We start from the raw sequence: 20,525 nt of genomic DNA, 5'->3' as shown, positions 1-20,525 counted from the left end.
AAATTCCTTTGTGATAGGATCAACCTCCCGTATAACGAGCGCAGGTACCCACAATTGCAGGTACCCAGAAAACAGAGGATAATATGAAGACTTTAGTATGTTTCACAGCGGCTTGTGCAGCCGTTGCAGGGCCGGTTTGGGCCGATAGTATCGTACCCACAGACATGGCCCCCACCTGTGTCGTGTCGTCAGACACGATAAACGGCTGGTTCGCCGGAGGGGCAGTTGCAGAAAACGCTGCCGTCGACGCCCCGGACTCCGTCACATTTACATCGACGTACAACGACGACCCTGACAGATGCGATTTCTACACTTGGGGTGCGCAGATGTTCCTCTGGCTGACATCTACAGACGGCACCAAACTGGTACTGGACAGCCCAAATTTCTTCACGATTGCCCCCGTCGACAGCAGCGGCAACCGCGTGTTTATTGAAAACACCGCATCCACCCCAACGGCTTTGCAGGTCCGCAGTGAAAAGGCTGACACACCTGCCGGTGACGATATTGGCGAAATCGGCCAGGCCGGATCATCCGGTGTCCTGATGTCGCAAGACAGTTCCTTGGTCTACTACGGGCTGGCGGCGAACGATGCCTATGCCTACTTCCTGACAGGACAGAAGGATCCGACCTCGAACCTCGCGTCCAAAACGACCTTTCCATACACGCAGGCAGATCTGACCGACTTGCAGACCTACATGAGTGACAGCTGGAGCGGCACCACACTTCTGACTGGCAATCAGCTGGCAATGGAACTCAAGACGTCGTGGGTTGAAGCCAGCACGCTCTCGGACAGCAGCACCTACCTGACGATTGAGGGTACGATTCCAAACTTCGTCGCGAATGCCGACAACACGGCCATGTCCGTCGATGCAACAACCCCCACCAAGACCGTGATACTCGCCCTCACCGGCATGCACGTTGTGGGCACGGTCCAAGATCACCCGGAATTTGTCTGGGCGACGTTCGAACACTACAACAATGCGCCCGACGCGCCCTATTACTACTTGGCGGATGACGGCACGATCACCCTGAACGATTTTGACAGCAATCACGACTTTCTCTTCATGGCCGAAAGCGGCGCGCAGGACGGTGCCAACATCGAATGTATGAAGGCCAACAAAGATGGCACGATTGCAGTCAATGTCAGCGGTACCGGAGAGCCGGTTTGTGAAGGCGGAATCGTCCCGTCGAATACGGTGCGCGAATATCCTTGGGGCAGCCTTGCCAATGATCCGTCAAGTGCAACGGTCACCAACAACACTCTGTTGCTGTCGATCAATAACTCGGTGCGCAGCCAATTGGCGACGGGTGACATTCGCGCAAACTATATCCAGACCGGCAGCGTCTGGACAACGACACCTCCGAGTGGCGGCGCCGCACCAATTCCCAACCAAACGGCGAACCAGGCCCTGAACCTGCGTGGTTCGACCACCATCGCGAACATGACGATGGAGACTTACACGCAAGGGACCAACTGCTTTAGCTGTCACAACCTGACAGAAGGCACGCCAAACAGCTTTGAAGCGTTCGGTCTGTCGCACGTCTATTCCGAGATTGAGCCGCTGAAACCGGCCCAATAAAATACCGGACGCCGCGCACATATGCGCGGCGTCCAATCGCGCCTCGTGGCACAGACGTCATCCGCTCCAATTGACAAGCATTGGTCAAGACAACGGCTTGCCCTGCAACTGCAACGCCGTCCGTTCCATATCCGCCGCCAAAACGATCAGCCGCGCCACTTGTCGGGCTTCGTCTGACTGAGCGACCTCGAATGCCGCATATTCCAAAAGGTGTGCCGTGACGGCCAACACGGCACTAGTTCTGCCCTCCTGCGGCAGGTCATCCAGCTCACGCAACAAGCTTTGAACGTAGGTGCCCAGCGGCTGACTTTGACTCTCGGTTTCCAGCATGTCCCGGGCCCTTTGAACACATGTTTGATGACTGTATTTTATGAGCGATACCAACAGCCTGTCATGTCACGCAGTTACGTGACAGCCATCAAGGCAAAATAAGCCCTGCCCCGATCCCCTTGACCGCCGCGGTTGTTCGATCAGTCACCCCCAGCTTGGAAAAGATGCGGCGCACCAGAGTATCCACTGTATGAGGCGACAAAAGCAGAATGTCCGCAATACTGCTGTTAGACTTGCCACGTGCAATCCACCGCAGGATTTGGCGCTCGCGCGGGGACAGGTCAACGCCGGAAAAAGACGTCGGGTTCAACTCGCAATACCGGATATGCCCCGCTTGTGCGACAACCTGAAAATCCAAGACAAGCGCATCGCTTGGAAAATCACCAGCCGCATTCACGCCTAAACCAACATAGCCATTGCGCACCCCCGGGCCAAAAACCTGGAATGCAAGACCATCGCCCACGCCCGCATCGCGCATGTCGTTCAGGTATCGCTTCTGATCTACGGTCAGGCGCACAAGATTGCGAATGTTCGACCATCGGAATGGGGCCGTCACGCTTTGCGCAAATTCAGTGATCGGGTCGATGGTATAGAGCTTCTGCTCGACATAATGACACACCCACTCCTCGGAAAAACCATCTGCATTCACGTTCACCGCATCCTGCGCGCGCACATCTCCGGTAAAATGGTGATAACTGACCTTGGTGATGCCCCGGTCGTGAAAATAGCGCAACAACAGCGCCCACAAGGCACCCGTATCCGTTTCAGCCCGAATGGCCTCCAAGGCAGTATGTGTCATTGCAATCCCTTAACTTGAAAACAGGCGAGCACGCCCAGGGCCAAGATCGCCGCCATCCCAGCTCAAATCAGAGATTTGATAACGCCACTGCACGCTTTCAATGCGAACAAGTCACTCGATGCCAAACGAATGTGAGTGAGGCGCAGACAGGCAACAGGACTGCAGCACAACGAACCCAACACGATGGCTCTGCCCCAAAATTATCTTGGCGCAACAGATCAGTATTCCTATGCTTGGTCCATTTTTAAAAAGGGAACTGATTATGCTTCAATATTTTCGTGAAACCGCCACCGGACACTCCATGACCAATGCCTATCTTCTGTCCGTTCTCAGTTTTTACGCCTATCATCAACCATCCGTCGTCAACGGCAAATGGTCGGATGTTATACGGGCTCAAGTGCGGGCACTAAGTGATCCGGACGACAAGGCAGAACTGGAAACGGTAGAGTCCAGCGGGTCAATTACCTCAATCTTCGACGTCGAAGTGGCAATTGTCGCCACCAGTCGGGTGATCTTTGTTGTCTTTCGCGGCAGCGAAAGCAACCCGCAGGACTGGATCAGCAATATCAACCATCGCATGGTGGATGTTCCCACGCATTTAGGCGGGGTGACCAACGTGCGTGTCCATCGCGGTTTCTGGGCGTCCCTCAATTCGCGCTATCCTGAGATCTTCGCCAAGGTGAAGTCACGCCGCAACAACAACCAAAAGGTGTTTCTGACTGGGCACAGTCTTGGTGGTGCGCTCGCAACCCTTTGCGCATACCGATTTGCCCGAGCCGAACCATTACCCGTCGACGGCGTATACACGTTCGGCGCCCCTCGCGTCGGAAATCACAAGTTCCGCGATGCCTACGAACACCATGTCAAAGGCCCTACATTCCGCTGGGTAAACAACAAGGAATTCGCGGCTTATCTGCCCATATCCGACAACTTCGGCGTGGACGAAGTATACTACCATGTCGGCCAACTGAATTTCATTGAACCGGATCAGTCCGTGACACTGGATCGCGATGAACAGATCCTTGACGCCATCCCAAGCCTCTCAGTTATCAAGGACCACGAATTGCAAAGGACCTGCCAGATTCTGCGCAAACATCTGAGTAAAAAGACGCGTGAAAGTCCCACGGACCCTACGCATCTTGTTTACAAGGATCCCGCGCGGGCCCTGTCGATCGTGTAGGCAGCGCCTCGGGTTTCAGTGCATTTTCGAGGCTAAGAACGTATTCAAAATCGCTGACAGCCATTGTTCGGGCGACGGTCTCGGTGGGCCATCGGCACGGCTGTCACCACAGCCAAGTTTACTCGTTGTCGAAACACTGTAGAGGGACGGAGGATATGGTGGGTCGTGAGAGGCTCGAACTCCCGACATCTTCGGTGTAAACGAAGCGCTCTACCAACTGAGCTAACGACCCGTTAGACGCCTCTTAGCGCAAGGTTGTCAGGACCTTCAACCCCCTTCTGCAAGACAGCTCTGTGACCCGTTCGACATGTGGTAGATCACACCCTGCCCACCCGGCAGATCGGCAAAGGCCGCAGGCTCAAGGCCCAGATAGTGACACCGCAGGATGCGCGACGTAATCCCGTGCGTCACAATGACCGTGGGTGCGTTCAATTCTGACAAAAACGCACCGGTGCGGGCATAGATTCCTTCCAAACCCTCGCCGCCGGGTGCGTGGTCATACCACTCCATCCCGTCACCCTGGTCGAACAGGTACGGCACCTCAGCAGCGATCTCGGTCCGCATTTTTCCGGTCCAATCCCCCAACGTGATCTCGACCAGACGCGAATCCTCCTGGGCACCCTCGATCTTGCGGCCCAACGCAATCCGCGCCGTTTCACGACACCGCCCCAGCGGGCTGACGCGATACCCCCATCCGGTCAGATCACGCTTGGCCAACAACCGTCCCTGCGCTTTGGCCTGCGTACGGCCAAGATCGGTCAGAGGGCTGTCTGCCGCGCCCTGCATACGCCCAATACGGTTCCACTCGGTTTCGCCGTGGCGCAGGATCAGAAGATCGGGATACCTCATCCCACCCGGCTACCCCTGCAAACGGGTCTTCACAAGGGGCAACAACCCCTCGACAACCGCGCGGATCGCGGGCGCATGCCTGCTGCGCGGATGCAGGATGCACCACAAGGGGCGCACACGCCGTCTGGCAGTAGTCACAGGCAGATCTTCTGTCTTGCACAATGGCAACCACGCCTTGCCCAAACCCTGGCGCACAGCTGCATGTGCCGCATCCACATCCGAAACACGCAGACAGACAGCCCCGGGTTCAGCCTCTGACCATTGGGCTTGGGGCAAATGCGCCATCTCTTCCACATAACCCACCCAATCGCCGCAACCCGCGACCACAAACGGCACGTCACAGATCTTGCGCGCGACAGCATCCCCCTCGTCTCGCGGCTCGGCCATCCGCAATGCAATATCTGCTTCACCGTGCATCAGGCGAAGATTTGAGTGATCCGACAACAGGGACAGCCGGATATTGGGGGCCTTTTCGGACCAGTGCCGCACAACTGGCAACACAGCGCTTTCAACGATCCACGGCACTGCAGTGATACAAACCGAACCAGTCGGCCAACCCTGCCCCGACAGCGCATTGGCCGCCGCCGCCGCTTCGGCCTGCATCCGGTCGATATGAGACAACAACAGGGTCCCCTCTGCCGTTGAACCTGCGTCCGCACCTCGCCACAGAATATGACCCGTGACCTGTTCCAGCCTGCGCACACGGCGCGCAACCGTGGTTTCATGCCGTCCCATTTCGTCGGCTGCCTTCGCAAAGCTGCCAGCGCGCGCAACAGCCTGAAGTGTTCGAAGATCGTCCCAGTCCCAATCCTGCATTTTTGCAACCCATTACCTTGAAGATATCCATTCACACCGGATTTTCGCAGGTCGATACAGGTACTGACAACGGTGGAGCCGGTAAATGCCCTACCTGATCCTTTTCGAAGATGCGCCAGACCACGATCACGTGCGGGCGCAGTACATGCCGGATCACTTGGCATTCCTGACAGCGCACGCAGATGCAATTCAATCTGCAGGCCCGTTATTTGATGGTGATATCGCAGCTGGCGGCGCATGGATTGTGAATGTCGGATCCATGGACAAAGCACGTTCACTGGTCGAAGCGGACCCATTCTGGCCGACCGGCTTGCGCAAATCTGTTCGCATCCTGCGGTGGAACCACGTGTTCGCCAACGGTGTGGCCATGCCGCCGAAGGCAACATAGGCGGCCCATCCACCGCACTGCCTGCTCACTCACAAGATGATGTAAGGCACATGGAAGCCAATAAAGGAGGGGTGGTGGGTGATAACAGATTCGAACTGCTGACATCTTCGATGTGAACGAAGCGCTCTACCACTGAGCTAATCACCCAAAGTCCGCGCGTCTTAGCCAACTGCACCAAACCATGCAAGGCCCCGGAGGGCAAAATCCTACTCGGCTGCGGCCTTGTCTGACGTATCGGTTGTCTTCGTGACTGTCGTGGTCTCGTCCGTTTGCGTGGCAGCCGGTGTGTCGTTCTGACGAATGCGCGCAACAAACATGCGGCCTGACGCCAACTTCTTCTCGCGATTGATCTTGACCTTGCCCATCGGATGCAGATTCAGCGCGCGCCCGTCTTGCAGAGCCTCGCCGAGAACTGCCAAAGTGGCTTCAACCGCCGGTTTGACATCTTTCTTTTTCATGCCGCTGCGCGCAACAACCGCATCAATCAACTCTTTCTTACGCATCATCGGTCCTGCCACCACCGGAGTCGGTGCATCCACAACAACGGGTGCCGCTGTGGCCGCCTTTGTTGTGGCTGTGGACGGCTTGACCGAGGTCTCGGGTTTTGTGGCCACTGCCTTGGACTTGGTCGTTATCGTCTTCGGCTTTGTTGCAGAGCTGCGCGTCGACGTAGTCTTGGTTGTGGTTTTTGTTGTGCGGGTTGCCATTTTGGCCTCTTCCGTTCTGGACTGCTTGATCCCTGCATAGCGCGGAACGGTGACTCAATCCATAAGTTAGCAACAAAACAATAAAAGGAACTTCGATTGTCGCGGTTTTGGCAACAGAATTGACCAAGCACAACGGTTAAATAGGCACAAAAAAGGCGCGCAAACAAAAGCTTGCGCGCCGATCTTCATTTCAGACTGATCAGTGGGCAGTTGCGCCCGCACCAGTATCGCGGGCAGCGGCGGCCGCGGCCGCGGCTGCTTCTTCGGCTGCCTCGTCCCATTCAATGGCGTCCGGTTTCGACACCAAGGCACGTTTCAACACCTCGGTCACGTGGGTGACGGGAATGATCTCAAGCCCCTCTTTCACGTTGTCCGGAATGTCGGCCAGATCCTTCTCGTTCTCCTCAGGAATGAGAACGGTCTTGATCCCGCCCCGCAAGGCCGCCAGCAGCTTCTCTTTCAAGCCGCCGATAGGCATCGCATTGCCGCGCAGACTGACTTCGCCGGTCATTGCAATGTCCCTGCGCACAGGAATACCAGTCAGGACAGACACGATCGAGGTCACCATCGCCAGACCCGCAGACGGGCCATCCTTGGGGGTCGCACCATCCGGCACGTGTACGTGGATGTCGGTCTTGTCGAACAGCGGCGGCTTCACCCCGATATCGGGGCTGATGGACCGCACATATGAACTTGCCGCGTCGATCGACTCCTTCATCACGTCACCGAGTTTACCGGTGGTCTTCATCCGACCTTTGCCCGGCAGCTTGAGCGCCTCGATGTGCAGCAGGTCGCCCCCCACCGATGTCCAGGCAAGCCCGGTGACAACACCGATCTGATCATCCTGTTCGGCCAGGCCGTAACGATGCTTGCGCACGCCGAGGAAATCGTCGAGATTTTCAGAGGTTACAACAACCTCTTCAACCTCTTTCTTGACGATCTTGGTCAGCGATTTCCGCGCCACCTTGGCGATCTCGCGCTCCAGGTTCCGCACGCCCGCCTCGCGGGTGTAGTAACGGATGATGTCGCTCAGCGCCTCATCGGTCAGTTCAAACTCCTTGGCCTTCAGACCATGGTTCTTGATCTGCTTGGCGATCAGGTGTTGCTTGGCAATCTCGCGCTTTTCGTCCTCGGTGTAGCCGGCCAGCGGAATGATCTCCATCCGGTCCAGCAGCGGCCCAGGCATGTTGTAGCTGTTCGACGTGGTCAGGAACATCACGTTCGACAGGTCATATTCGACCTCAAGATAGTGGTCGACAAATGTGCTGTTCTGTTCCGGATCCAGTACCTCCAACATGGCCGACGCCGGGTCCCCGCGGAAGTCCTGACCCATCTTGTCGATTTCATCGAGCAGGATGAGCGGGTTCGTCGTCTTGGCCTTTTTCAGCGCCTGAATGATCTTGCCAGGCATCGAGCCGATGTAAGTCCGGCGGTGACCGCGAATTTCGCTCTCATCCCGCACGCCACCCAGCGAAATGCGGATGAATTCGCGCCCCGTCGCCTTGGCAACCGACTTGCCGAGCGAGGTTTTACCCACGCCGGGAGGGCCGACCAAACACATGATCGGGCCCTTCATCTTTTTCGAGCGTTGCTGCACTGCCAGATATTCGACGATCCGTTCCTTGACTTTCTCAAGGCCATAGTGGTCGGCATCCAGAATGGCTTCGGCCTTGCCCAGATCCTTCTTCACACGGGATTTCACGCCCCACGGGATCGACAGCATCCAGTCCAGATAGTTGCGCACCACGGTGGCTTCGGCGGACATGGGCGACATGTTCTTGAGCTTCTTCAGCTCAGCCTCAGCCTTGTCCTTGGCCTCTTTCGACAGCTTAGTTTCGGCAATTTTCTCTTCGAGTTCAGCGACTTCGTTCTTGCCGTCCTCGCCATCGCCCAGCTCTTGCTGGATCGCTTTCATCTGTTCGTTCAGATAATACTCGCGCTGCGTCCGCTCCATCTGGGATTTCACGCGGGTCTTGATCTTCTTCTCGACCTGCAGAACAGACATCTCGCCCTGCATCAGGCCATAGACCTTCTCAAGCCGCTCGCTCACCGCCAGTGTCTCGAGCAAGTCCTGCTTCTGATCAACCTCGATGCCCAGATGCCCAGCCACCAGATCGGCCAGTTTCGCAGGCTCGGTCGTCTCCCCAACAGCGGCTAGTGCCTCTTCGGGAATGTTCTTTTTCACCTTGGCATAGCGCTCGAACTCATCAGCGACGGACCGCAGCAGCGCTTCGGTCGTCGCGATATCTCCCGGCATCTCGGTCAGATACTCGGCACGCGCTTCAAAGAAGTTGTCGTTGTCCAGGTATTCGGTGATGCGCACCCGCGCCTGCCCCTCAACCAACACCTTGACGGTGCCATCGGGCAGTTTCAGCAGTTGCAGCACATTCGCCAGCACCCCGGCTTTGTAGATGCCAGACGCTTCCGGGTCGTCAACGGACGGGTCAATCTGGCTCGACAGCAGAATCTGCTTGTCGTCAGCCATAACCTCTTCCAGCGCGCGGACCGACTTGTCGCGGCCGACAAACAGCGGCACGATCATGTGGGGGAAAACCACGATATCGCGCAGCGGCAGCACCGGGTAAGAGGCGTTCAAAGGCTCTTGCATGCTCTTTTCCTTATCATTGGCAAGACAGCGTGGCCCCGCTCTGCGGCAACCTTGTGCTGTCTCCGTGCTTCGGACTTTCTGATCTGTGATCCCAGCCCCTCGGTTTCAAGGTGTATCCTGACGTGGCAACGACAAGGGTGCAATGGCCCCCGGCAAACTGTCCCCAGTTTTTTGACACAATTTGTCGTGGAAAAGCAGCTCCCACCCCCAAGATACGGCATTCGCCCAGCGCTCTGCGGCACTCCGCACGAACACATTTGCTTGATCTTTAGGCAACAAGGCGACCTCACCGCTTTGACCAAGCCCATTCCTATCTAAGCCCGCTCCGCTATCGGCTGCCCTTCTCTGCCCAGGCATGGCCCTGCCTTCATTTGGTTGTGCCGTTGCACGCGTTGCCTCATGAGATCCCGAAGCTGCGCGTAAGGGCGCATTTTCGCACAGGGGGGCAGTGCGTCGCTTGTCGCCGGGGATGGTGGGCGGGGCGTCGTGGCGCGCCAAGCGACACGCGCGCCGTCTCTCATCAGTCACACCAGAGTCAGGACCGCCAAGACGGATACTGAGAACCAAACAAACGAAAACACAACAAATGGCATGGCGGTCCCTCCCCAGGGTGCGTGACTGCATTCAATATAGGCCACGCATGCAGTCCGCACGATGGGGGAATTCCTGACCATCGGTCCCCGCTGCGACACCGAGATGGGCATTTACCTGTCACTCAGCGCCTCCCCCATAGTCACGGCACAAGAAAACGACTCCCTTATTACGGGAATCCGCTGCTACACTTTCACCCTGCGCGGTGATTCCCGCGTTTTTTTTGAAATTATTTTTGGGAGCAGATTATGGGATTTCCAGCAGACTACGCGAAAGCGATGGAAAAGCAGTTTGGATTTCAGGTCATGTGGCCGCCCAACAGGTTGGTGCAGATCGGGGACTACGGCACCATCCACGGCGGTAAGGGCAAGGGCGGAGCGTTCACCAAACTCGGTAACATTGCACGAGACTTCAACCTCGCGTTTGAAACCGAAACCAGCGCCCGGGTCGAAGTGGAGTCGCTGCAATCGGACGGTGTGTCGATCGTGAACGCCACCGCCGATGGCGGAGGCAAGGTCGACGGCGTGGATTTCGCCGTCCAACTGTCTGTCCACTTCGAAAAGAAGAACAGCATGGTCTACAACGGCTCCGGCATGGTCCTCAGGTCTATGAAGGACATCGGGTCCATCGGAACCAAATTGGCAAGGAAACTGGCCTCCGGTGACTGGAAGAAGAACTATCTCGTCGTCACCGATGTACACGAGACGGAAGGCATGACCGTCTTGCTGTGCCAGACAAAAAACACCCAGGTGACATTGGGTGGCTCGGCGTCGCTCACCACTGGCGACATCGGCAAGGCCTCCGCCAATGTCGAGGTGATCTCAAACCAGTCTTCGATTGCACACTACATCGCGTCGACGCCGACCACACCACTTCTCAAGGCGCGTGCAGTCAACAAGAAGGGTCTGAAACTGCAGAACGATATGCTGACAAACGGGGCGCTGGCAGGCACCAACGCCATTCCGCTTGAGGATGGCGACACGTTCGAAGAGGTCCTTTTCGACTATTGCGATCTGGACCACTTGCCAAACGCCGACGGCGATTGACACAAAAACAGGTCAGAGCGGCGGGATATCACCTTCCGCTCTGCCCGCATGAAACGCGGCCTGCCACGCCTCGAACGTCCCCGCAGCAATTGCGCCGCGCATCCCTGCCATCAACTCCTGATAATAATGCAGGTTGTGCCATGTCAGCAGCATGCCCGAGATCATCTCCTGCGCCCGGAACACATGATGCAGATACGCGCGGGAGTAGTTGGAACATGCGGGACAGGTACAATCCTCATCCAAAGGACGCGGATCATCGGCGTGACGCGCATTCTTGATGTTGACCACACTGCGACGGGTAAAGACCTGCCCCGTCCGCCCGGACCGTGAGGGCAGCACGCAGTCCATCATGTCAATGCCACGCGCAACTGCGCCTACAATGTCATCCGGCTTGCCCACCCCCATCAGGTAACGGGGCTTGTCCTGCGGCAATTGCTCCGGCGCATAGTCCAGGCAACCAAACATCGCCTCCTGCCCCTCGCCGACGGCCAGACCACCAACGGCATAGCCTTCGAACCCGATCTCCTTCAGGGCGTCGGCACTCTCGGCCCGCAAATCTTCCTCAAGCCCGCCCTGCTGAATGCCAAACAGAGCATGACCAGGTCGGTCGCCAAACGCATCGCGGGACCGCTGCGCCCAGCGCATCGACAGACGCATACTCTCTGCAATCCGGTCGCGATCGGCGGGCAAAGCCGGGCACTCATCGAAACACATCACGATGTCCGACCCCAGCAGCCGCTGGATGTCCATGGACCGCTCGGGCGTCAGGGCATGCTTGGACCCATCAATATGCGATTTGAAGGTCACCCCCTCCTCGGTCAGCTTGCGCAGGCCCGCCAGGCTCATCACCTGGAACCCACCACTATCGGTCAGAATGGGGCGATCCCAGTTCATGAACTTGTGGAGCCCGCCCAGACGGTCGATCCGCTCAGCCGTCGGGCGCAACATGAGGTGATAGGTGTTGCCCAGCAGGATATCGGCTCCGGTGGCGCGCACACTCTCGGGCAGCATCGCCTTGACGGTGGCGGCCGTCCCTACGGGCATGAAGGCTGGCGTTCGGATCTCGCCCCGCGGCGTGGTGATGGTGCCGGTGCGGGCGCGGCCATCGGTGGCATGCAAATCAAATGAAAAACGGGTCATGGCCCCTCATGCCGCGCAGATGCAGAAATGCCAAGACCCGCTGGGAAGACGCACAATCACCACGCAATCGCCCAACCTGTGTACGATTTATGAACAAGTTAGGACAAATTGCTGCGATAGGCCTCCGGTTCAAACTCCTTTCCCGGTGAGGGAGATGATCTGTCAACAAGACACAAGGCCTTGTCATGCCCACCCCAGAAGAAAACTTCACGACGACAACGGTCGAAGACGTCGACAACACCCAGGGTTGGACCAGTATCACCACCAGCGTGGACAGTTCTGGCCTTTTCATGATCAGAACCACGCTCATGGACAGCGGCAGCGCGGTGTTCGAGGCGTTTCTTGGGCCGCAACGGCTGAGCCAAACGGTCACGGATACGGCAGCCAACGACGCCGATTGGGACAGTCGCTCGACCGAGTGGAACTGGTTGGGTCAAAAAACCGCCCGGACCATCAACTATGACAATGGTGACCAACGGATCGAACGGTTCGATGAAACCACCGGCGCACGCACAGAGCGCATCGAGATAGACGGGAACGACGACAAGCCGTGGGCCTCGCTTACAACAAGCTATGATGCCGCGACCGGCGCACGCATCGGCTCGGAAAAGGTGCTGGACAACGGCCGCATCGAGACGCTGACGTTCGACGCAGATACAGGCACCCGCACCAGCCGCACCATCGCCGATGGCGGCGATGACAATCCCTGGCAATCCAAGTCACTGACTTACGACGCGGACACCGGACGGCTGACAGAGCGTGAAATCGTTTATGACGACGGTCGCAGCGACACCATCACTTACCAGAATGGCAGAAAGACCTCTCAGGTGCTGACCGACGGGGACAATGACACTTTTGACTGGGTGACCCGCGAAACCACCTACGATGCCAACGGGCGCATCGCCCTGACCGAAGAGGTCCGCGACGATGGCGACCTGATCGTCGAATCCTATGCGGGCGGGCGGCTGACAGAACAAACAACTTACGACAACTCGGGCGACGAAGCCTGGCATGTCGAAGAGATCGCGTTCAATGCCGCCGGCGACGTCGTCGACACAACCTACTACGATGAGTCGGGCAATATCCTGATCTTCTGATCCCGCGCACTTGTCCGCCCCTAGGGACAACCACAAAGATCATACGCCGCCCTATCACAGGGCGGCGTTTTTTTGGGGCCAAGCCATCCGGCTTGCATTTTGCGTGGGCTTCATGTCTGCCCAAGCAAAGCCTGTCCGTTGTGAGCAGACCTCGCCCACGCTACGGTGCTTAAAAATACTCAACAAAAAAATGGGGACAACATGGACACGTTGAACTTCGGCTGGGAAGAATGGATGTCACTGCCCGAACTGGGACTGCCCGCTCTCAAGGCCAAGATCGACACCGGCGCGCGCACATCCGCGCTCCATGCCCACGACATCGAAGTGTTTGGCCCCGCGAAGCAACCCAAGGTCCGGTTCAACGTCCACCCCATCGCGGGCAAGGATCATGTGTCGATCACCTGCTCGGCCCCGATCCTCGACCGGCGCGAGGTCACGTCCTCCAATGGCGAAGCAGAACTGCGCTATGTGATTGAAACCCGGCTGGACGTGGGCGGACAATCCTGGCCCATCGAGGTCACGTTGACCGACCGCTCCTCCATGACCTCACGCATGCTCCTGGGGCGTCAGGCGTTGCAGGACCACATTACGATCACGGCCTCGGAAAAGCGGCTGCAACCCGAACTCAGCTATGATGTCTACCACTCCTCGGCGATGCGGAAAGTGGCTCCGGCGCGATCCCTGCGCATCGCCGTGCTGAGCCGCGAAAACAACTACTCGACGCGCCGATTGGTGGAAGTGGGCGAAGCGCGCGGCCACACGGTCGAGGTGATCGATACCACCCGCTGCTACATGGCGATCAATGCCATGGCCCCAGAGGTGCATTATGACGGCAAGCGCCTGCCGCGCTATGACGCCGTTATCCCCCGCATCGGGGCGTCCATCACTGCCTATGGCACTGCCGTCATCCGACAATTCGAAACGACCGGCACCTATTGCGTGAACGGCAGCGCCGGGATCACGGCCAGCCGGGACAAGCTGCACGCCCACCAAATCCTCGCCTCAAAGAAGATTGGCATGCCCACCACGGCCTTTGCCGCGTCGCCCAAGGACACGGCCAACATTATGGGGCTCGTCGGCACCGCACCCGTGATCGTGAAACTGCTGGAAAGCACCCAAGGCAAAGGCGTTGTGCTGGCCGAAACCAAGAAGGCGGCGGAATCGGTGATCGACGCGTTCCGGGGCCTGCGCGCCAACTTTCTTGTGCAGGACTTCGTCAAGGAAGCGGCGGGCGAAGACATCCGCTGCCTCGTCGTGGACGGCAAGGTCGTGGCCTCGATGAAGCGCACCGGGGCCGAGGGTGACTTCCGCTCGAACCTGCACCGCGGTGGCAGCGCCACATCGGTGCGGATCAGCAAGGCAGAACGTGAGGCCGCCGTCCGGGCCGCCCGGGTATTCGGGCTGGGCAAGGCGGGCGTAGATCTCCTGCGGTCCGAAAGCGGCCCAAAGGTGCTGGAAGTAAATTCAAGCCCCGGCTTCGAAGGGATCGAAAACGCGACCGGCAAGGACATCGTGGGCAAGGTCTACGACATGATCGAAGCACGCGTGAAACCACGCCCGGTGCGACGGCGCAGTTGATCCCCCCTTGCGCCAGGCCAGGATGCCGAAAAGCAGGGCTGATCACTAACGTTTCAACTGATACGTGATCCAATTGCTCCTGTTCGCGTGCCGATCATAGACCGCCCGCGCACGGTAGTTGGTATCGGACGTCATCCAGCGCACCACGTCCCACCCCTGCTCTTTCGCATAGGCGCCGACGCCCTCGATCATTAGATCGACGACACCCTGCCCGCGTGCCGCAGGAGCCACGAACATATCGTCGATGTAACCGCCGATAGCCGCGTCCATCGGGCGCTCGAAAGACCGGAAGTGGACAAAGCCGACCAACTGCCCATGCGCATCCGCAACAACAAAGCACCGCGTTTGCGCTGACGGGTCGTGTATCCAAGCCCAGACGCGGTCACGCATCTCAGACGTTTGCCGCGCCCCGCCGAATGCGCAATAGGCTTCGAACAGCATGTCCCATTGCGCGCGATCACGCGCTTCTGCCCACCGCAGTGTCACTGCCACGCCAGCCTCCATTGCTTGGTGCATTTTGCAACCTCCGACATTTGGTCGCCAGCAACAAGTGAATGACGCAACGAGCGGATGGGCCACAGCACGAATACATCAAGTCACACGCCCTTTACCGGCCACGCCCCGTTCCCTATATAAACACTCAGGAACAAGTCCGGGGATCCCATGAACCAGCCCACCGAACAGATGGAAGGCGCGCCGCTGATCGCGCCCTCGTCAACCGACCACCCTTTGCATGAGGCCGTGGTCGAAGCCTGCCGCACGGTCTACGACCCCGAAATTCCGGTAAACATCTTTGAGCTTGGCCTGATCTACACGATCGACATCAATGCCGAGAACGAAGTGAAGGTGATCATGACGCTCACGGCACCCGGTTGCCCCGTCGCAGGCGAGATGCCGGGCTGGGTTGCAGACGCCATTGAACCGCTTCCCGGTATCAAACAGGTCGATGTGGAACTGACATGGGAGCCGCCTTGGGGTATGGAAATGATGTCGGACGAAGCAAGGCTCGAACTCGGTTTCATGTAAGAAGCGTCACAAAACCATCACGAACGCATTGAGAAACCGTCATATCGGCGCTTCATCCTGCATGGATAAACACCGTCGAAGGATTCTCAAATGCGACTTGCTGCTGCCTGCATTCTGCTTACCACGACCCCTGCCACCATTATGGCCGAAACGGTCGCCATCGATTACGGACCCCGTCCTGCCTACCTGATCGATAAACTTCCCGAAGGCGATCTGAAGACAAAGCTGCAAAGTTGTCAGAGCCAGACACCCGCCAAGTCGGACTTTTCAATTGGCCACCGCGGCGCACCCATGATGTTTCCCGAACACACGGTGGAATCAAACGTCGCAGCTGCGCGGATGGGAGCCGGTATCCTCGAATGTGACGTGACCTTTACCAAGGATCACGAACTGGTCTGCCGCCACGCGCAAAACGACCTGCACACGACAACCAACATCCTTCTGACCGATCTGGCCAACACATGCGCCACCCCCTTCTCGCCCGTCAGCGGCGATGAAGAGGCGACCGCCGAATGCCGCACATCCGAACTGACGCTGGCCGAGTTCCAAACGCTCACTCCCAAAATGGACAGCGCAAACAAGGCGGCCACTACAGCGGAAGAGTACCAAGGCGGCATCGCAGGCTGGCGCACCGACCTTTACACAGACGGCGCACAACTGATGACACATGCCGAATCCATCGCGCTGTTCAAGTCCCTCGGTGCCAAGTTCACGCCCGAACTGAAATCACCCTCGGTCGACATGCCGCATAACGGCTTCTCCCAAGCCGACTATGCGCAAAAAATGGTCGACGAATACAAGGCTGCAGGCGTCCCCGCCTCGGATGTCTGGGTGCAAAGCTTCGACCTCAACGACGTACTTTACTGGATTGAAAACGAACCGGAATTCGGCGCACAGGCTGTCTATCTCGATGACAGCTACAACGTTGATGGCTTCGACCACAACGATCCCACCACCTACCCGGACAGCATGACCAGCCTCTATGAACGCGGCGTGCGTTACATCGCGCCACCGATGTGGATGTTGGTCACAATGGAAAACGGGCAAATCGTGCCCTCAGCCTACGCCAAGGAGGCCAAGGCTGCCGGTCTGAATATCATCACATGGACGCTCGAACGCTCAGGTCCTCTGGGCAATGGCGGCGGCTGGTACTTCCAGTCGATCAGCGACGCGACCACGCATGACGGTGTGTATTATGAACTGCTGGATGTGCTGGCGCAGGATGTTGGCGTTGTCGGCGTCTTCTCCGACTGGCCCGCCACGGTGACGTATTACGCCAACTGCATGGGCCTGTAACCCGTACCCGGCGCCATCCCCGCGCGCTTCTACAGGTCTGCAAAGGGCCGCCGATCCCCCGGCGGCCCTTTTTTGCTGGTTTCACAAACGACGCAAAACCCACATCAGCACCCGGCGTCGGCGCTGACTGCGCTTGCGAATTCGCTCCTGCTCTTGCATTTTTGCAAACAGGTCCTGTTCTTTTGCGTAAAGGCTGTTCATTTCCATTGACTTATAAGGGTGCAGCATAACCACTCCTTTCGTTGATAATGACCATATGGCAGCAGCAGCGCGGCATTGTCAGACCCCGGATTCGCACCTACATTTGCAATCATGCAAATCACTGACTGGACAGACTACGGATTATTCGCCGCCGTCGCCCGCCACGGCTCGCTCGCGCGCGCAGCCCGGGAAACCGGGCTGAGCCAGGCCACCCTGTCACGGCGCATGACGGCGCTGGAACAACGCACAGGCCGCAGGCTTTTTGCCCACGGCGCTGCGGGCTACACCCCCACGACAGAAGGACGCGCCCTTCTCGAACGGGCAAAGAAGATGGAGGCCGCCGCCCGTTGCATCGCTCACTGGTCCGCGGAACAATCCGGCGCCCCGCGCGTGCGCGTCTCTGCTGGCACCTGGACCACGCTCTACCTCAGCCGGAACCTGTCCAGCTACTGGACCCGAAGCGATCGCTGGACGCCCGAATTTGTCTCCTGCAATCTCGACATGGATATCGAGCGGCGCGAGGTGGATATCGGCATCCGCAACCGCCGCCCCGATCACGATTGGCTGGCCGGACGGCGCACAGGCCACGTCGAACACGCCGTCTACGCCGTGTCCGAAGACGTTGAAGGATGGATCGGCCCGAGCGACGATACAGCCACCCTGCCCTCCGAGGCATGGACAGTCGCCAATCACGGCTCTGAACTGGTTGCCGTCTCGAACGATCCACAAGTCCGCATGGCACTGGCGCAAAGCGGCGTGGGCCGGGTTGTCCTGCCCACCTTCGCGGCCGACACAGCCCCCGGTCTGACCCGCGTCTCAGGCATCATCGAGGCCCTCACATCAGAGGAATGGCTGGTCTGCCACCAGGACACCCGCCACGACCCAGCCATCCGCGCAGCACTCGACGCAATCGCCGGTGTGCTGGCTCGCCCACGCCCCTTGCGGGACGACGCCGAAAGCCCTACCTTAAACGTCGGATAAGCAGTGAGGCGCCCATGTTCTCGATCCCCGGCAAAAACGCCGTCAGCATCACCCCCCGCGCCGCCGCGCAAATCTCCAAACTGATGGAGAAAGAGGGCCATTCGGGCCTGCGCATCGGCGTGAAAAAGGGCGGCTGTGCAGGCATGGAATACACCATGGAATACGTGGACGAAGCCGACCCGAACGACGAAACCGTCGAACAGGACGGCGCGCGGGTGATGATCGCGCCCATGGCGCAGATGTTCCTTTTCGGCACCGAAATCGACTACGAAACATCGCTTCTGGAATCCGGTTTCAAGTTCAACAACCCCAACGTTACCGACGCATGTGGCTGTGGCGAAAGCATTTCGTTCAAGGACGTGGACGCGCTCGCCGCCGAGCAAAACGCACAATAGAATGGCCGTCAGCGCCGAAGAGATCGACCACGCGCTCGACCTCTTCTCCGGCCTCGGCCCTCTCAGCACCCGCAAGATGTTCGGCGGCCTGTCGATCTACTGTGACGGCATCATTTTTGCCATCCTGATGTCAGACGGGCGGCTCCTGCTCAAAGGTCAGGGCAAGATGCAGGACAGGTTTGAGGCCATGGGCCTCGACCGTTGGGACTACAAGCGCAAGGACGGCAGCGACACGCATATGCCGTATTGGTTCCTCCCTGACAGCGCCCAGGATGACGCCGACGAAGCAACAGACCTCGCCCGCGAAGCCCTGACGTATCTATAAGGCGCGCGCGTTCATCGCGTACCCTACACACGCGCCTCCCGCGCCAGCGTTTCTTGAAAGACCCGCATGAACGCCACGCGCTCCGCCGCCATTCCGCGCGCCGGCGCTGTATTGAGCGTATCGGCCATGCCAAACAGTTTCACCCTGAAATGGTCGAGGGCAAAGGCGGCATCGTCCAACGCCCGCGTCTCTGCCAAAGGATCATTCCCTTCCACCAATCCGGCTCCCATCTGACCAGCCACATTAAAACAGCGGGAAATGCCAATCGCGCCCAAGGCCTCCAACCGGTCCGCATCCTGCAAAACCTGCGCCTCCAGCGTCTCGCAAGGATGACCGGCTGAATAGCTATGCCCCAGAATGGCATGGGCAACTGCATCCTGCCGCGGCAATCCACGCGCCGCCATCCAGGCAACGGCATGCTCGGCAGAAAGGGCCGCAGCTTGCGTCCGGCGCGGGTCATCTTTGGGGACATTGACGATGTCGTGCAGATAGGCGGCAATCAAAAGCACCTGGCGATCTACCGGCGTGTCCAAGGCCTCTGCAATCCGCTGGCAATTCGCCCAAACCCGCCGCACATGCCAGATGTCGTGCGCCCCGTCCGTCTGCTCTTTCCACTGCGCCGCAACCTCAGCTTCAAGTTCAGCCTGTAAATTCATGATTTTCCCTGAAGATGCACATAGGTCTCTTCAAACCGCGCGCTCAAATGATCCCCCGCCAACATCACCTCGTCGGACCCTTCCGGAGCCACGTTTGTGTCATAGGTCGGATTGAAGAACAGCGGGATGGAGATGCGCTCGGCCAGCCCACCGACAACCCGGTGCGGTGTCGCCTTGACCTGCCCACCGGTCCAGAATTCCAGCATCTCACCGAAGTTGATGATGAACTCACCCGGCGGCGCACTGACCGGGATCCACCCACCGCCCCGCTTGCGCACTTCCAGCCCGGGCGATCCATCCGTCGCCAGCAGGGTCAGACAGCCATAGTCTGTATGGGTCGCAATCCCGAAATCCTTGGCCCCTGCCCAGTCGGGCCGCGCCGGATAGAAATTTCCCCGCAACAGCGCCATGGGCGTCTCGAACGCCCCGTCGAAATGCGCCGGATCAGCGCCAATGGACCCTGCAATGGCGGTCAACAACCCCTTCGCAACGCTCAAGGCATCCCCATAATACCTTGAAATTACGCTCTTAAATACGGGATCATCCGGCCACAAGTTCGGCGCATAGAACCGCTTGTCCCCAAGGGGATGCCCCTCTGGCAACTGAAACCCCACATCGAAAAACTGCTTGTAGTCAGGGTTGGCATTGGGATCGACCTGCTCCGATCCGGGCGCACCCCAGCCCCTGTTCGACCCGGTGCGGGCCATATCAACCGCCCGCTTCTGCGCCTCGGGCAAGTGAAAGAACGCACGATAGGTCTCGATTGCCTCCTCCACACGTGCAGCCGACAACGCGGTGTTGTGCACGGTGGCAAAGCCCACCCCGGTCGCTGCTTCGCCCAAAACCTTCAGGCTCTCTGCTTCGCCAGCAGCCAATGCCGCCGCATCCAAACGTGGGATCATGTCATGCCCTCCATGCTGCGCGTGCAGCCCTAGC

23 protein-coding genes and 2 tRNA genes are annotated in these 20,525 nt (G+C 58.6%); 12 read left to right on the top strand and 13 right to left on the bottom strand.

Going from position 1 to position 20,525, the window contains the following annotated elements:
- Positions 1 to 83: 83 nt before the first annotated feature.
- Positions 84 to 1,580: a hypothetical protein gene (locus AC53L6_RS17520; RefSeq protein WP_496908772.1), complete on the top strand. Its 1,497-nt coding sequence runs from the start codon at positions 84 to 86 to the stop codon at positions 1,578 to 1,580.
- Between the two features lie 84 nt (positions 1,581 to 1,664).
- On the opposite strand, the gene AC53L6_RS17515 is transcribed toward AC53L6_RS17520, so the two are convergent.
- On the bottom strand, positions 1,665 to 1,910 hold the full coding sequence (locus tag AC53L6_RS17515) for a hypothetical protein (protein ID WP_299602860.1): 246 nt from the start codon (positions 1,908 to 1,910) through the stop codon (positions 1,665 to 1,667).
- Positions 1,911 to 1,998: 88 nt separating this feature from the next.
- Positions 1,999 to 2,709 (bottom strand): helix-turn-helix transcriptional regulator, encoded by a 711-nt coding sequence (locus AC53L6_RS17510; RefSeq protein WP_496908771.1) that lies wholly within the window; start codon positions 2,707 to 2,709, stop codon positions 1,999 to 2,001.
- Positions 2,710 to 2,914: 205 nt separating this feature from the next.
- Here AC53L6_RS17510 and AC53L6_RS17505 point away from each other — a divergent pair, with 205 nt between their 5' ends.
- Complete coding sequence (locus AC53L6_RS17505; RefSeq protein ID WP_299748600.1) at positions 2,915 to 3,889, top strand: lipase family protein; 975 nt, start codon at positions 2,915 to 2,917, stop codon at positions 3,887 to 3,889.
- Between the two features lie 156 nt (positions 3,890 to 4,045).
- Here the strand turns inward: AC53L6_RS17505 and AC53L6_RS17500 are convergent.
- The 3 genes from AC53L6_RS17500 to AC53L6_RS17490 form a co-directional block, all read right to left on the bottom strand.
- Positions 4,046 to 4,121 (bottom strand) — tRNA-Val (locus AC53L6_RS17500).
- Between the two features lie 35 nt (positions 4,122 to 4,156).
- The gene (locus AC53L6_RS17495; RefSeq protein WP_496908770.1) at positions 4,157 to 4,738 is read right to left on the bottom strand and encodes a histidine phosphatase family protein; all 582 of its coding nucleotides are present in this window, start codon (positions 4,736 to 4,738) and stop codon (positions 4,157 to 4,159) included.
- 9 nt (positions 4,739 to 4,747) lie between these two features.
- Entirely contained in the window at positions 4,748 to 5,554 is an 807-nt protein-coding gene (locus AC53L6_RS17490) for a LysR family transcriptional regulator (protein ID WP_496908769.1), read from the bottom strand.
- An 85-nt stretch (positions 5,555 to 5,639) separates the two neighbouring features.
- Here AC53L6_RS17490 and AC53L6_RS17485 point away from each other — a divergent pair, with 85 nt between their 5' ends.
- A complete protein-coding gene (locus AC53L6_RS17485; RefSeq protein WP_496908768.1) occupies positions 5,640 to 5,942 on the top strand; it encodes a YciI family protein in 303 nt (100 codons plus the stop codon).
- Between the two features lie 72 nt (positions 5,943 to 6,014).
- On the opposite strand, the gene AC53L6_RS17480 is transcribed toward AC53L6_RS17485, so the two are convergent.
- Positions 6,015 to 6,089, bottom strand: a tRNA-Val gene (locus AC53L6_RS17480).
- 59 nt (positions 6,090 to 6,148) lie between these two features.
- Complete coding sequence (locus AC53L6_RS17475; RefSeq protein ID WP_299602876.1) at positions 6,149 to 6,400, bottom strand: DNA-binding protein; 252 nt, start codon at positions 6,398 to 6,400, stop codon at positions 6,149 to 6,151.
- Here AC53L6_RS17475 and AC53L6_RS17470 point away from each other — a divergent pair.
- Entirely contained in the window at positions 6,399 to 6,689 is a 291-nt protein-coding gene (locus AC53L6_RS17470) for a hypothetical protein (protein WP_299602878.1), read from the top strand. The genes AC53L6_RS17475 and AC53L6_RS17470 overlap by 2 nt on opposite strands.
- Before the next feature lie 159 nt (positions 6,690 to 6,848).
- Here the strand turns inward: AC53L6_RS17470 and lon are convergent, their stop codons facing one another.
- A complete protein-coding gene (gene lon / locus AC53L6_RS17465; protein ID WP_496908767.1) occupies positions 6,849 to 9,257 on the bottom strand; it encodes an endopeptidase La in 2,409 nt (802 codons plus the stop codon).
- A gap of 839 nt (positions 9,258 to 10,096) precedes the next feature.
- Between lon and AC53L6_RS17460 the strand changes: the two genes are divergently transcribed.
- Positions 10,097 to 10,894 carry a hypothetical protein gene (locus AC53L6_RS17460; RefSeq protein WP_299702896.1) on the top strand — a complete coding sequence of 266 codons (798 nt, stop codon included), beginning with the start codon at positions 10,097 to 10,099 and terminating at the stop codon, positions 10,892 to 10,894.
- 12 nt (positions 10,895 to 10,906) lie between these two features.
- On the opposite strand, the gene tgt is transcribed toward AC53L6_RS17460, so the two are convergent.
- Positions 10,907 to 12,034 (bottom strand): tRNA guanosine(34) transglycosylase Tgt, encoded by a 1,128-nt coding sequence (gene tgt / locus AC53L6_RS17455; RefSeq protein WP_496908766.1) that lies wholly within the window; start codon positions 12,032 to 12,034, stop codon positions 10,907 to 10,909.
- Between the two features lie 185 nt (positions 12,035 to 12,219).
- Between tgt and AC53L6_RS17450 the strand changes: the two genes are divergently transcribed.
- Positions 12,220 to 13,131, top strand: coding sequence for a hypothetical protein (locus AC53L6_RS17450; protein ID WP_496908765.1), 912 nt, complete (start codon positions 12,220 to 12,222; stop codon positions 13,129 to 13,131).
- A gap of 201 nt (positions 13,132 to 13,332) precedes the next feature.
- Entirely contained in the window at positions 13,333 to 14,709 is a 1,377-nt protein-coding gene (rimK, locus tag AC53L6_RS17445; protein ID WP_299602892.1) for a 30S ribosomal protein S6--L-glutamate ligase, read from the top strand.
- A gap of 45 nt (positions 14,710 to 14,754) precedes the next feature.
- Here the strand turns inward: rimK and AC53L6_RS17440 are convergent, their stop codons facing one another.
- Positions 14,755 to 15,201, bottom strand: a complete 447-nt coding sequence (locus AC53L6_RS17440; protein WP_496908764.1) for a GNAT family N-acetyltransferase — start codon at positions 15,199 to 15,201, stop codon at positions 14,755 to 14,757.
- A 171-nt stretch (positions 15,202 to 15,372) separates the two neighbouring features.
- Here AC53L6_RS17440 and AC53L6_RS17435 point away from each other — a divergent pair, with 171 nt between their 5' ends.
- Positions 15,373 to 15,735 carry an SUF system Fe-S cluster assembly protein gene (locus tag AC53L6_RS17435; RefSeq protein WP_496908763.1) on the top strand — a complete coding sequence of 121 codons (363 nt, stop codon included), beginning with the start codon at positions 15,373 to 15,375 and terminating at the stop codon, positions 15,733 to 15,735.
- A gap of 90 nt (positions 15,736 to 15,825) precedes the next feature.
- The gene (locus AC53L6_RS17430; RefSeq protein ID WP_496908762.1) at positions 15,826 to 17,031 is read left to right on the top strand and encodes a glycerophosphodiester phosphodiesterase family protein; all 1,206 of its coding nucleotides are present in this window, start codon (positions 15,826 to 15,828) and stop codon (positions 17,029 to 17,031) included.
- Between the two features lie 81 nt (positions 17,032 to 17,112).
- Here AC53L6_RS17430 and AC53L6_RS17425 read toward each other — a convergent pair whose 3' ends face one another.
- A complete protein-coding gene (locus AC53L6_RS17425) occupies positions 17,113 to 17,259 on the bottom strand; it encodes a hypothetical protein (protein ID WP_299206417.1) in 147 nt (48 codons plus the stop codon).
- 84 nt (positions 17,260 to 17,343) lie between these two features.
- Here AC53L6_RS17425 and AC53L6_RS17420 point away from each other — a divergent pair, with 84 nt between their 5' ends.
- Genes AC53L6_RS17420 through AC53L6_RS17410 form a run of 3 tightly spaced genes read left to right on the top strand, consistent with a single transcriptional unit; the run spans position 17,344 to position 18,933 of the window.
- The gene (locus AC53L6_RS17420; protein ID WP_496908761.1) at positions 17,344 to 18,213 is read left to right on the top strand and encodes a LysR family transcriptional regulator; all 870 of its coding nucleotides are present in this window, start codon (positions 17,344 to 17,346) and stop codon (positions 18,211 to 18,213) included.
- A gap of 14 nt (positions 18,214 to 18,227) precedes the next feature.
- Positions 18,228 to 18,608, top strand: coding sequence for a HesB/IscA family protein (locus AC53L6_RS17415; RefSeq protein WP_299206421.1), 381 nt, complete (start codon positions 18,228 to 18,230; stop codon positions 18,606 to 18,608).
- Position 18,609: 1 nt separating this feature from the next.
- A complete protein-coding gene (locus AC53L6_RS17410; RefSeq protein WP_299206423.1) occupies positions 18,610 to 18,933 on the top strand; it encodes a TfoX/Sxy family protein in 324 nt (107 codons plus the stop codon).
- A 23-nt stretch (positions 18,934 to 18,956) separates the two neighbouring features.
- Here AC53L6_RS17410 and AC53L6_RS17405 read toward each other — a convergent pair whose 3' ends face one another.
- Positions 18,957 to 19,589, bottom strand: coding sequence for an HD domain-containing protein (locus AC53L6_RS17405; RefSeq protein WP_299206425.1), 633 nt, complete (start codon positions 19,587 to 19,589; stop codon positions 18,957 to 18,959).
- Entirely contained in the window at positions 19,586 to 20,491 is a 906-nt protein-coding gene (locus AC53L6_RS17400; protein WP_496908760.1) for an isopenicillin N synthase family dioxygenase, read from the bottom strand. Before AC53L6_RS17400 ends, AC53L6_RS17405 begins: the two co-directional genes overlap by 4 nt.
- Positions 20,492 to 20,525 lie beyond the last annotated feature (34 nt).

Source organism: Tateyamaria sp. LSS28, from assembly GCF_059611725.1.
This window is presented reverse-complemented; position numbering and strand designations above follow the sequence as displayed.

Excerpts from the sequence above, each read along its gene's own strand:
- AC53L6_RS17520 (WP_496908772.1), top strand. The coding sequence starts at position 84 with ATGAAGACTTTAGTATGTTTCACAGCGGCTTGTGCAGCCGTTGCAGGG.
- AC53L6_RS17515 (WP_299602860.1), bottom strand. The coding sequence starts at position 1,910 with ATGCTGGAAACCGAGAGTCAAAGTCAGCCGCTGGGCACCTACGTTCAA.
- AC53L6_RS17510 (WP_496908771.1), bottom strand. The coding sequence starts at position 2,709 with ATGACACATACTGCCTTGGAGGCCATTCGGGCTGAAACGGATACGGGT.
- AC53L6_RS17495 (WP_496908770.1), bottom strand. The coding sequence starts at position 4,738 with ATGAGGTATCCCGATCTTCTGATCCTGCGCCACGGCGAAACCGAGTGG.
- AC53L6_RS17490 (WP_496908769.1), bottom strand. The coding sequence starts at position 5,554 with ATGCAGGATTGGGACTGGGACGATCTTCGAACACTTCAGGCTGTTGCG.
- AC53L6_RS17485 (WP_496908768.1), top strand. The coding sequence starts at position 5,640 with ATGCCCTACCTGATCCTTTTCGAAGATGCGCCAGACCACGATCACGTG.
- AC53L6_RS17470 (WP_299602878.1), top strand. The coding sequence starts at position 6,399 with ATGCCGCTGCGCGCAACAACCGCATCAATCAACTCTTTCTTACGCATC.
- AC53L6_RS17475 (WP_299602876.1), bottom strand. The coding sequence starts at position 6,400 with ATGAAAAAGAAAGATGTCAAACCGGCGGTTGAAGCCACTTTGGCAGTT.
- lon (WP_496908767.1), bottom strand. The coding sequence starts at position 9,257 with ATGCAAGAGCCTTTGAACGCCTCTTACCCGGTGCTGCCGCTGCGCGAT.
- AC53L6_RS17460 (WP_299702896.1), top strand. The coding sequence starts at position 10,097 with ATGGGATTTCCAGCAGACTACGCGAAAGCGATGGAAAAGCAGTTTGGA.
- tgt (WP_496908766.1), bottom strand. The coding sequence starts at position 12,034 with ATGACCCGTTTTTCATTTGATTTGCATGCCACCGATGGCCGCGCCCGC.
- AC53L6_RS17450 (WP_496908765.1), top strand. The coding sequence starts at position 12,220 with ATGCCCACCCCAGAAGAAAACTTCACGACGACAACGGTCGAAGACGTC.
- rimK (WP_299602892.1), top strand. The coding sequence starts at position 13,333 with ATGGACACGTTGAACTTCGGCTGGGAAGAATGGATGTCACTGCCCGAA.
- AC53L6_RS17435 (WP_496908763.1), top strand. The coding sequence starts at position 15,373 with ATGAACCAGCCCACCGAACAGATGGAAGGCGCGCCGCTGATCGCGCCC.
- AC53L6_RS17430 (WP_496908762.1), top strand. The coding sequence starts at position 15,826 with ATGCGACTTGCTGCTGCCTGCATTCTGCTTACCACGACCCCTGCCACC.
- AC53L6_RS17425 (WP_299206417.1), bottom strand. The coding sequence starts at position 17,259 with ATGCTGCACCCTTATAAGTCAATGGAAATGAACAGCCTTTACGCAAAA.
- AC53L6_RS17420 (WP_496908761.1), top strand. The coding sequence starts at position 17,344 with ATGCAAATCACTGACTGGACAGACTACGGATTATTCGCCGCCGTCGCC.
- AC53L6_RS17415 (WP_299206421.1), top strand. The coding sequence starts at position 18,228 with ATGTTCTCGATCCCCGGCAAAAACGCCGTCAGCATCACCCCCCGCGCC.
- AC53L6_RS17410 (WP_299206423.1), top strand. The coding sequence starts at position 18,610 with ATGGCCGTCAGCGCCGAAGAGATCGACCACGCGCTCGACCTCTTCTCC.
- AC53L6_RS17405 (WP_299206425.1), bottom strand. The coding sequence starts at position 19,589 with ATGAATTTACAGGCTGAACTTGAAGCTGAGGTTGCGGCGCAGTGGAAA.
- AC53L6_RS17400 (WP_496908760.1), bottom strand. The coding sequence starts at position 20,491 with ATGATCCCACGTTTGGATGCGGCGGCATTGGCTGCTGGCGAAGCAGAG.